Origin of the sequence: Pengzhenrongella sp. (assembly GCF_036565025.1) — a bacterium.
Lineage (GTDB): Bacteria > Actinomycetota > Actinomycetes > Actinomycetales > Cellulomonadaceae > Pengzhenrongella.
Genome location: NZ_DATCNW010000106.1, coordinates 1 through 9274, shown reverse-complemented (window position 1 = coordinate 9274; position 9274 = coordinate 1). Strand labels below are relative to the sequence as shown.

Annotated in this window: 8 protein-coding genes; 3 read left to right on the top strand and 5 right to left on the bottom strand. The window is 71.9% G+C overall.

Annotation, left to right across the window (positions count from 1 at the left end; all coding sequences use genetic code 11):
* Positions 1-56: 56 nt before the first annotated feature.
* Positions 57-1322: an extracellular solute-binding protein gene (locus VIM26_RS06000; protein ID WP_331949441.1), complete on the bottom strand. Its 1266-nt coding sequence runs from the start codon at positions 1320-1322 to the stop codon at positions 57-59.
* A gap of 75 nt (positions 1323-1397) precedes the next feature.
* The gene (locus VIM26_RS05995; protein ID WP_331949440.1) at positions 1398-2450 is read right to left on the bottom strand and encodes a LacI family DNA-binding transcriptional regulator; all 1053 of its coding nucleotides are present in this window, start codon (positions 2448-2450) and stop codon (positions 1398-1400) included.
* Between the two features lie 178 nt (positions 2451-2628).
* Here VIM26_RS05995 and VIM26_RS05990 point away from each other — a divergent pair, with 178 nt between their 5' ends.
* The gene (locus VIM26_RS05990) at positions 2629-4710 is read left to right on the top strand and encodes a glycogen debranching N-terminal domain-containing protein (RefSeq protein WP_331949439.1); all 2082 of its coding nucleotides are present in this window, start codon (positions 2629-2631) and stop codon (positions 4708-4710) included.
* Positions 4711-4820: 110 nt separating this feature from the next.
* Positions 4821-5495, top strand: a complete 675-nt coding sequence (locus VIM26_RS05985) for a JAB domain-containing protein (RefSeq protein ID WP_331949438.1) — start codon at positions 4821-4823, stop codon at positions 5493-5495.
* Between the two features lie 23 nt (positions 5496-5518).
* Here VIM26_RS05985 and VIM26_RS05980 read toward each other — a convergent pair whose 3' ends face one another.
* From VIM26_RS05980 to VIM26_RS05970, 3 genes are all read right to left on the bottom strand, one after another.
* Positions 5519-6118 (bottom strand): hypothetical protein, encoded by a 600-nt coding sequence (locus VIM26_RS05980; RefSeq protein WP_331949437.1) that lies wholly within the window; start codon positions 6116-6118, stop codon positions 5519-5521.
* A 246-nt stretch (positions 6119-6364) separates the two neighbouring features.
* The gene (locus VIM26_RS05975) at positions 6365-7213 is read right to left on the bottom strand and encodes a hypothetical protein (protein ID WP_331949436.1); all 849 of its coding nucleotides are present in this window, start codon (positions 7211-7213) and stop codon (positions 6365-6367) included.
* 98 nt (positions 7214-7311) lie between these two features.
* On the bottom strand, positions 7312-8403 hold the full coding sequence (locus tag VIM26_RS05970; RefSeq protein ID WP_331949435.1) for a DUF3048 domain-containing protein: 1092 nt from the start codon (positions 8401-8403) through the stop codon (positions 7312-7314).
* Between the two features lie 98 nt (positions 8404-8501).
* Between VIM26_RS05970 and VIM26_RS05965 the strand changes: the two genes are divergently transcribed.
* On the top strand, positions 8502-9274 hold a 773-nt coding region (locus tag VIM26_RS05965; RefSeq protein WP_331949434.1), incomplete at its 3' end, for an AMP-binding protein.

The window sequence follows — 9274 nt, the reverse complement described above, 5'->3', positions numbered from 1 at the left end:
CGGCATGCCGGTCTCACGAGGCCGGCATGCCGTCCGGGCGGATCTAGGCAGTCAGCTCACTTGGCGGCCAGGGCCGCGGTGCCGTTCTTCTGCAGCTCGGCGAGCATCGCCTTCGGGTCGCCGCCCTTGCCGAGGGTCGCGAGCTTGGAGTTGAAGGCGGCCATCACCGGGTCGAAGCCGGCCAGGTTCACCGGGCCCTGGCCGTAGTCGCCACCGGCCGCGAACGCGGCGTCGTCCGGGTACTGCTCCTTGAACTTCGCGATGCCGTCCTGCGTGGACGGCATCGGCCCGAACGCCTTGGTGAACTCCAGCTGCTGGTCGGTGCTGGTCAGGAACTTCACCAGGTCGACCGCCTGCTCCTGGTGGGTGCTCTTGGCGGCGATGCCCCAGCAGTTGCTGAACATCAGGGTGCCCTTGCCGGCGGGGCCCTTCGGCAGCTCGACGGTCCGCGACTTGATGGTCGGGAAGTCCTTGGTCAGGGCGCCCTTGATCCAGTTGCCCTCGATCGTCATCGCGGCGATGCCCTTGCCGAACGCCTCGCCGCCCCACCCGGCGGCCGGCGTGGTGTCGGTGTTGAACTTCATCGTGCCGGCCTTCATCATCTTCTGGATCTCCTGCAGCCCGGCGAGGTTCTCCGGGGAGTCGGCCGTCATCTTGGTGCCGTCCTGCGACACCACCCAGCCGCCAGCCTGCTTCATGAAGGCGCCGCCGCGGTTGATGTCGTTGCCGATGACCAGGCCGGTGACCTTGCCCGTCGTCAGCTTCTTGGCCACGGTCTCAAGCCCCGCCCAGTCCTTCGGGATGTCCGCGTCGGTGAGCCCGGCCGCGGTCCACATGTCGGTGTTGATCTCGAGCGCCAGCGTGGAGTAGTCCTTCGGCGCGCACTGGAACTTGCCGTCGTAGGTGAAGGCGTCGACCAGGGATGGCAGGAAGTTCTCGTCCTTCACCTTGTCGCCGTAGGCGTACAGGTTGCCCACGCTGGCGAAGTCGCCGATCCGGGACGCGTCGGCGTAGAACAGGTCCGGGGGCGTGCCGCCCGCGAAGCCCTGGCCGAACTGCTGGCCGAGGTCGCTCGCGACGATCACCTCGGTGGTGTTGCCGGTCTTCTTTGCCCAGGCGCTCGTCGCGGCCTTGACCGCGTTGGTCTCCGCGTCGCCCGAGCTGCCGATCATGATGGTGAGCTTGGCGTGACCGCTCGCCTGGGTCTTGGTGGCGCCGCCGAAGTTGCTCCCGCTGCCACCGCCGCACGCCGTGAGGGCGAGGGCCCCGGCCGCGCACAGCGCCAGTGCCGCCGACCCCCGACGGATGTGTCCTTTGCTCATGTGCTCTTCCTCCGTGTCGATGCGGTTTCCCCTCATTGGGAAACAGCAGCTTCGTGCGTCAGTCGTCGTCGAGCCTCACCACGGCGTCGGTGCTGTGCTGCGGCGGTCGGTGCTGCCGCGTGGGATCACGTTGGGTTGGTAGAGGGTGCCCTCGGTCGTGAGGGCCCGGCCCGTTCGGGCGTCGTCGAGGATCTCCAGGACGCTCTCCGCGACCGCCTGCAACGGCTGGCGCAGGCTGGTGAAGCCGAAGGACTTCGCCAGGTCACTGTCGTCGAAACCGACCAGGCCGAAGTCGCGGCCCGGGACCAGGCTCCCGTCGCGCAGCACCGCCCAGGCACCGGTCGCGAGGGTGTCGGACGCGCACACCAGCGCCCCGCCGCGGCCGATCGCGTCGATGAGCGGGCCGGCGGCGGCGGCTGCTGCCTGGATGTCCTGCTCGGCGAACCCTTCCAGCTCGGGGTGAGCACGCCCCGCGCGCTCGGTGGCCGAGCGCCAGCCCTCGCGCCGCGCCGCGCCGATCGGTGAGTCGTTGGGCCAGCCGAGGAATCCGATCCGCCCGTACCCCTGCTCGACCAGGTGCTCGACGGCGGCGACCGTGCCGCCGTGGCCGTCGACGTCCACCCAGAACGAAAAGCTGGGGTCGTCCCACACCCGCCCGAACGAGACGAACGGGATACCCCGCTCGCGCAGCCAGTCCGGCCTCGGGTCGTCGTGCCGGGTGTCGGTGAGGATGAAGGCGTCCACGAGCTGGCTCGCCAGCAGGTCCTGGTAGGCCGGCAGCGGATCGTCCGGGTTGTCCGCCGCGAACGGGACCAGGTGCGCGCCGCCCCGCCGCGAGGCGATGGTCAGCTCGACCAGGAACTGGTCGACGAGGTTGCCGAGCCTGCGCGCGCCGAGCGCGTTGAGCTCGATGCCCAGCGCGTTCGCCCGGCGGTGGCTCAGCGAGCGCGCGGCGAGGTTGGTCCGGAAACCGAGGCGATCGATCTCGCGCTGGACCCGCTCCAGGGTGTCCGGCGCGACCCGGTGCGGCTTGTTGACGACGTTGCTCACCGTCTGGCGGGACACCTGCGCGGCGTGGGCGACATCCATGATGGTCGCGCGACGCCGATCGGCCGGGGCCTGCGTCATCGTTGACTCCCGTACCCGTTCGTGGTGTCATTTGAGCGTTCATTTGAGCGCTCAAATCGGCTGTGGAGAGACTGGACCCCCGAGGGGTCTGCTGTCAAGACCCCCATCAGTCGTCCATTTCGCCCGCTCTACCCGGAGGCTGCACATGCTCGACGTCGTCCACCCCCAGGACCCGCCCATGGCACCGCGACAGCCCTGGCTGCACGAGCTCGCGATCTGCGTGAACGGCAACTCGACCGCCGTCGGCGGCGCGGACGGGCAGATCGTGCCGCCCGGGGCGCAGGGGTTCTACGTCGATGACAGCCGGGTGCTGAGCCGCTTCACGGTGCAGCTCGGCGACGAGCCCGCCGCTCCCCAGGGGTCCGCGAGCAGCGGCGCCCGATCGGAGTTCTGGGCTGCCGCGCGCCACCTCGGCGCCGAGGGCGCCGACCCCACGGTCGAGGTGCACCGGCGCCGCGAGGTCGTCCCCAGCGGTTTGCGCGAGACCTTCCAGGTGGTCTCCCGGGCACCCGAACCGCTCCGTGCGGGTCTCGTGCTGCACCTGGCCGGCGACGGAGCCGACGTCGGCGTGGTCAAGGCCGGCCTGCCCGGTGGCCCCCCGCTGACTGCCCGCCTCACCCCGGACGGGCTCGGCCTGAGCTGGTCCGACGATCGGCACGAGACGACGATCCGGTTCGAGCCCGCCCCGGAGCTCCTCGCCCCGGGTGACGCGGACGCGCCCGCCGAGGCGCGGTTCGTCGTGGCGGCGAGCCCGGGGCACCCCGGCACCGTGCGCGTCTCGATCGAGGTGCGCCGCCTGGCCGTCTCCAACCTCGACGCGGACACCGGCGCGGGCCTGGTGGACTGGTCGCGGATCACCGTCGAGGCCCAGGACCCCCGGCTGGACCACGCGGTACAGGCCTCGCTCGACGACCTGCGGCACCTGCTGCTCACCGACCCCGAGGCGCCGGCGGACATCTTCGCCGCCGCCGGGACCCCCTGGTACCTCACGCTGTTCGGCCGGGACTCGATCTGGGCCGCGCGGATGATGCTGCCGTTCGGCACCGAGCTCGCCGCGGGCACCCTGCGCACCCTCGCCCGCCGACAGGGCACCCGGGTCGACGAGCGCACGGCGGAGGCGCCCGGCAAGATCCCGCACGAGCTGCGCCGGACGGCATCCGCCGATCCGCTGCCCAGCGGCCTGGCCCTCCCCTCGACGTACTACGGCACGATCGACGCCACGGCGCTGTGGGTCGTGCTGCTGCACGACGCCTGGCGCTGGGGCATGCCCGCGGCGCAGGTCGAGGCGCTGCTCCCCCAGCTGCGTGCCGCCGCCCGGTGGCTGACCGACTTCTCCACGCCCGACGGCGATGGCCTGCTGCGCTACATCGACCGCTCGGGCACGGGGCTCGCGAACCAGGGCTGGAAGGACTCCAGCGACGCGGTGCGCTGGCGCGACGGCGTGGTCGCCGAGGCACCGATCGCGCTGGTCGAGGCGCAGGCGTACGCGATCGAGGCCGCCGACGCCGCCGCGGCGCTGTTCGACGCGTTCGGCGACGACGGCGGTGAGGCCCTCCGCACGTGGGCCACAGTCCTTCGCACGCGCGTCCGCGACTCGTTCTGGGTCGGCGAGCAGGCGGATCGCTACCTCGCCATCGCCGTGGACGGGCAGGGCCGCAGCGTCGACGGGAAGGCGTCCAACATGGGCCACGTGCTGGGCACCGGCACGCTCGACGCCGACGAGGTCGCCCGGGTGAGCGCGACCCTCACGTCCGCCCCGCTGCTCGGGCCGTTCGGCGTCTCGACCCTCGCCCGCGACAACGGCGGGTTCAATCCGATCGGCTATCACACCGGCTCGATCTGGACCCACGACACCGCGATCTGCGCGTGGGGGCTGCTCCGCGAGGGCTACCGGACCGAGGCCACCGCGATGGCCCGCACGCTGCTCAACTCCTCGAGCGTGTTCGACGGCCGCTGGCCCGAGCTGTACGGCGGCGACGGCGTCCTGGGCCGGCCCGTCCCCTACCCCGCGTCGTGCCGCCCGCAGGCGTGGTCAGCGGCGTCGGCCGCGGTGCTGATCTCCGTCGCGCTCGGCTTCGAGCCCGACGCGCCGGCCGGGGTGCTGCACCTGAGCCCGTGCCGCCCCGCGGCGTACGGCGCGATGACCGTGCGCGGGCTGCGGTTCGCCGGCCAGGAGTTCGGCGTCCGGGTCGCCGCCGACGGCAGCGCCGAGCTCCTCGATGCCCCGGACGGCGTCGTGCTCGCCCCCTGGGAGGGCTGACCGCCGACTTGTCAGACGCAGCGCGCGCCCTGGTGCGCGCTACTTCTGACGATGATGACGGGCCTGTGGACGACGGGTGGCTGCGTCGTCAATTGGCCTAGCGTCGAACGATGAACCGGACCGGGCTGCCCACGATTGCGCAGCTACCCGCCGACCAACGCCCGCGCGAGCGACTCATCGCGCTCGGACCGGACGCGCTGACCGACGCCGAACTGCTCGCCCTCGTGCTCGGGACGGGTCGTCCCGGAGTGAGTTCGATCGAGCTCGCTCACGAGCTGCTGAACGAGCACGGCGGGATCGCGGGGCTCGCCACCCGCGATGTCGTCGCTCTCGGGCGGTCGTCCGGCATCGACGCAGGCAAGGGCGCGCGAGTGGTCGCCTCGCTCGCCCTGGCGAGGCGTTGTAGTGCCGCAGTTCCGCCGCACGACGCCGTGCGGACATCGGCGGACATTGCCCGTCTGGTCCGGCCGCTCCTCGAGCGGCGCGCGCGCGAACGCGTGGTTCTCGTGGTGTGCGGCGCCGGAAATCGGGTGCTCGCCACGACGGTCGTCGCCGAGGGCGGAGCGTCCTTCTCGGCGTTGCCGTTGCGGGAGATCCTTACCGAAGTGCTTCGCCGCGACGGAGTCGCCTTCGCCGTGGCACACAACCACCCGAACGGGGACCCCACCCCGAGCGCCGACGACCGCCGGACGACGACGGCGCTCGCCGACGCCGCGGAGCGGTGCGGGCTTCGACTTCTCGACCATGTGGTTGTCGCGGGCGGCGAGTGGCGAAGCGGGCTGTGACGGTGAACGAGAAGGTGGCGCGGTCACGCGGTCAGTCGCGAGAACTCCTCGTTGCGGGCGGCCGGCAGAAGAGCAGTGGCGAGGCGCGTGCGCTGGCTATGGAGCGCTCGCACACGGTCGAGGCGGCCATGACGTGAGATCAACCTCTGCTGACTCGCGCGATCTGGAACCGGGATCTCCAAGTTACTGAAGGCAGCGATGCCCAAAGTCCGATTTCGACCAGCCGAACCGGGGGACGCGGCAAGCAGAGCTTCGACTCCCTGACGGGAGGTCAGGTAGTGACGCACGAACCGGACATCCACCTCGGCCGACGAGGCCACCCAACCGAGCCGTCGTCGCGACCGCGGGGACATCCCGTTCGGGGTCGACGATTGTTCGAGGAGCCGGTCCTTCTCCGGTTCGGTCCCGACGATACGCACGGCCCACTCCGGCTCGAGCGCGCTCCGCGCTGGATCGGCGTTGATGAGGGACTGGCGCATCTGCTGGGCGTGTTCGGCGTCCACGCAGAAGACGATCGCCTTCGCCTCCCGATTGCAGACCAGCACTTGCACCAGATGCTGAGCGACGGTCTCGGTGCGGTCGAGAAGCGAGACCAACCGCTCGAACTCTCTGGTCGTGTTCATCCCTTCCGGGATCCCACGCCCAAAACGATCGATCCGACCCCGCTCCGGCGACCACCCGTGCGCATCGATGTCGAGCAGGACCAGCCGGACCCGGTAGGGCGCGAGGTACCCGTCCTCGATTCCCTCGCGCAGCGAGTACTGGAAGACGGGCTCGCCGAAGTCTCTGCCCAGGTCAGCGGGTTGAACTCAGCCCCGCGTCATTGCACAGGTCCAGATCGGGTGGCCGGAGCTGCGCGGGCTCCGGGCCTACGGCTCTGCCCGAGCGGGAACGGCGGTGGCCTGGTTCTCGATCTCGATGCCGCTCGGCGCCTGGTCGGCCGCCGCGTCGCGCCGGCGTGCCACGGTCAGGTAGGCGACGAAGCCGATGATCAGTACGACGAGGGCCAGGCTCACCGGGCCTGGTCCGAGGTCGAGGCCGCCGCGTTCGGGTGAGACACCCATCCAGTCCGCGAACGAGGCCCCGAACGGGCGGGTGACGACGTAGGCGAACCAGAACGTCAGGACCGAGTTCAGGCCAAGCCGCCAGGCGAGGGCCGGGATCGCGATCACGACGGCGAACATGATCCCCGAGTTGAGGTAACCCAGGTGCAGGGTGACGGCCGTCATGTCACCCGCGGCGGTTCCCAGCGCGAACGTGGTCATCACGGCCGCCCAGTAGAAGACCTCGCGCCGGGTGGTATGGATGCTGTGGATCGACAGGGTCCCCTCGGTGCGGTACCAGAGGATGAAGACGAGGGCCAGGGCCAGGGCGAAGAACGCGCTCGATGCGAAGTAGGGCACCCCGAACCCGACGTGCAGGACGTCGGCGGCCATCGTGCCGAAGACGCCGACCATGGCCACCGTGAGCCAGTAGATCCAGGGCACGTACCGGCGCGCCCAGAACTGGATGCTCAGGGCGCCCGTGAACGCGACGGCGCCCAGCGCCACCGCGAGCACCGGCGCCATCGAGTGCACGAGGAAGTCCGAGGCCGACTCGCCCATACCGGTCGTGAGGGCCTTCGTCACCCAGAAGACCACGGCCACTTCCGGGACCTTGCTCGCGGTCGGTCGGCGAAGGATCGACCGGCGGACGATGTGCTCTTGGGTCGTGGTCACCGGTAGATGCTCCCATCTCGGGGCGAATCCGTCACACGGCCCAGGCTGCCGTCTGCGCTCGGCATGAGCGCGCTCGCGGCTCGTCGGCGACGGCGCCGTCAGCCGGCGGAGACCGTCCGGGTGACCGACCCCGACCCGATCGGGACCAGCTCGATCCAGGTCTTCCCGGCCGCGAGCTTCACGATCGATCCGTCCGCGGCCGTCAGCACGACCGGCGAGCCGAGCGAGACCTTGGACCAGGTCGCGGCGATCGACCTGCCGCCGGTCGCGACCAGGGCCTCGCCCTTGCTGACCAGCTTGGTCTCCGGGACGACGTTGCCCGCGGGGTCCCGCGTGCCGGAGTCGACGAGCTGGACCCGCAGCGTGATCACGTTCCGGGCCGCGAGCCGCGCGCCCGACGCCGCCGTCGCGGGCACGCCCGCCTCCGACCGCTGCCACATGCCGCTCGGGCCGTCCCAGGTCCAGCTCGGCTGGGAGTAGCCCGACATCTTGATCTGCACCGACGACGTCGGCTTCCCCGAGACCACGGCCGTGGCCTTGTCGGCGATCCGCGCGAACGGGAACTGCGCGGGCGGTGAGTTCTTGTGCGAGGCGTCGGCCTGGCCCCAGAACGTCGACGGCGTGCCGAACACGTTGTGCGGCGCGGGGCGCGGATGGGTCCGGTAGAAGCCGGGGTTGCCGGCGTCGTTGCTGATCGCCTGGACGTTGGCGGCCTTGACGGCCGCGACGAAGCCCGGCTGCCCGCCCGAGAACGCGAGCAGCCCGTGCATCGGCGCCGTGATCGCGGGATCCATCGGCCGCACCGACCGGATCGGGCCGACCACCGCGGGCACCTGGGAGTGGAAGACCGCGACGTACCGCGTCACGCCACCCTCGACGACCTGCTCCCACACCATGTCGGCCTGGTCCAGCCCGGTCTGGGGCCGGACCTCGCGCGGGTTCTCGATCTTCACCGACAGCGCGGGCCGGTTCGCGGGCTTGCTGGCCGCGACCCCGGTGAGCGGCCAGGTCGCCGGCACCGCAGGCTTCGGCGGCGCGCTCTTGTCGACCTTGATGTCCGGTCCCGCCGTGCGAGGTTCGGGCACGGTCGGCGCGCCGCCGCCGCAGGCCGCGAGCGCGAGGAGACCCGTGACGGCGGCGAGCACCACGAGCGGGCGCCGGCGGGCGGATCGGACGATGGTGATGGGCACGTCGCACTCTCCTCGCACCGGTGCTCGGGGCCGGTGATCGGCGTCACTCTACGGCGTGCACCTGCGAGAACCTCCGATCCAGCACCTACCCTTGCCCGGTGAGTCGACCGCTTCGATCCGTGCCCGCCGGTCCCGCATACCTCGACCGCCTGCTCGCGGCCCTGCGCGCCGCGCTCGCCGGTCAGGTCCCGGCGGTCCTCGCGTCGTCGAACACCCCGGCTCCGGGCGACGGATCCCGCCCATCCCCCGAGCCCGACCCCACCGTGCCCGACGACGTCGCGCTCGTCGTGGCGACGTCCGGCTCGACCGGCGAGCCGCGTGCGGTGATGCTCTCGGCGGCCGCGCTGCGCGCCTCGGCGGCGGCCACCGACGCCCGCCTCGGCGGCCCCGCGCAGTGGATGCTGGCCCTCCCGCCGGACCACATCGCGGGGCTGCAGGTGCTGGTCCGATCGATCCTCGCGGGCACGGACCCGATCGCCGCCGCACCCGGACCGTTCCGCCCCGACGCGTTCGCGGCCGACGCCGCCCGGCTGACCGGCCCGCGCCAGTACGTCTCCCTCGTCCCCACCCAGCTGCACCGCCTGCTCGACGACGCCGGCGCGGGCCTCGCCGCCCTCACCAGGTTCGACGCCGTGCTGCTCGGCGGCGCGGCGACCAGCCCGGCGCTGCTGGCCCGCGCGCGCACCGCGGGTCTCGCGGTGCGCACGACCTACGGCATGTCGGAGACCTGCGGCGGCTGCGTGTACGACGGCGTGCCGCTCGACGGCGTCCGGGTCCGCCTCGAGGACGACGGCCGGGTGCTGCTCGCCGGCCCCATGCTCGCGACCGGCTACCTCGGCCGCCCCGACCTCGACGCCGAGGCGTTCACCGC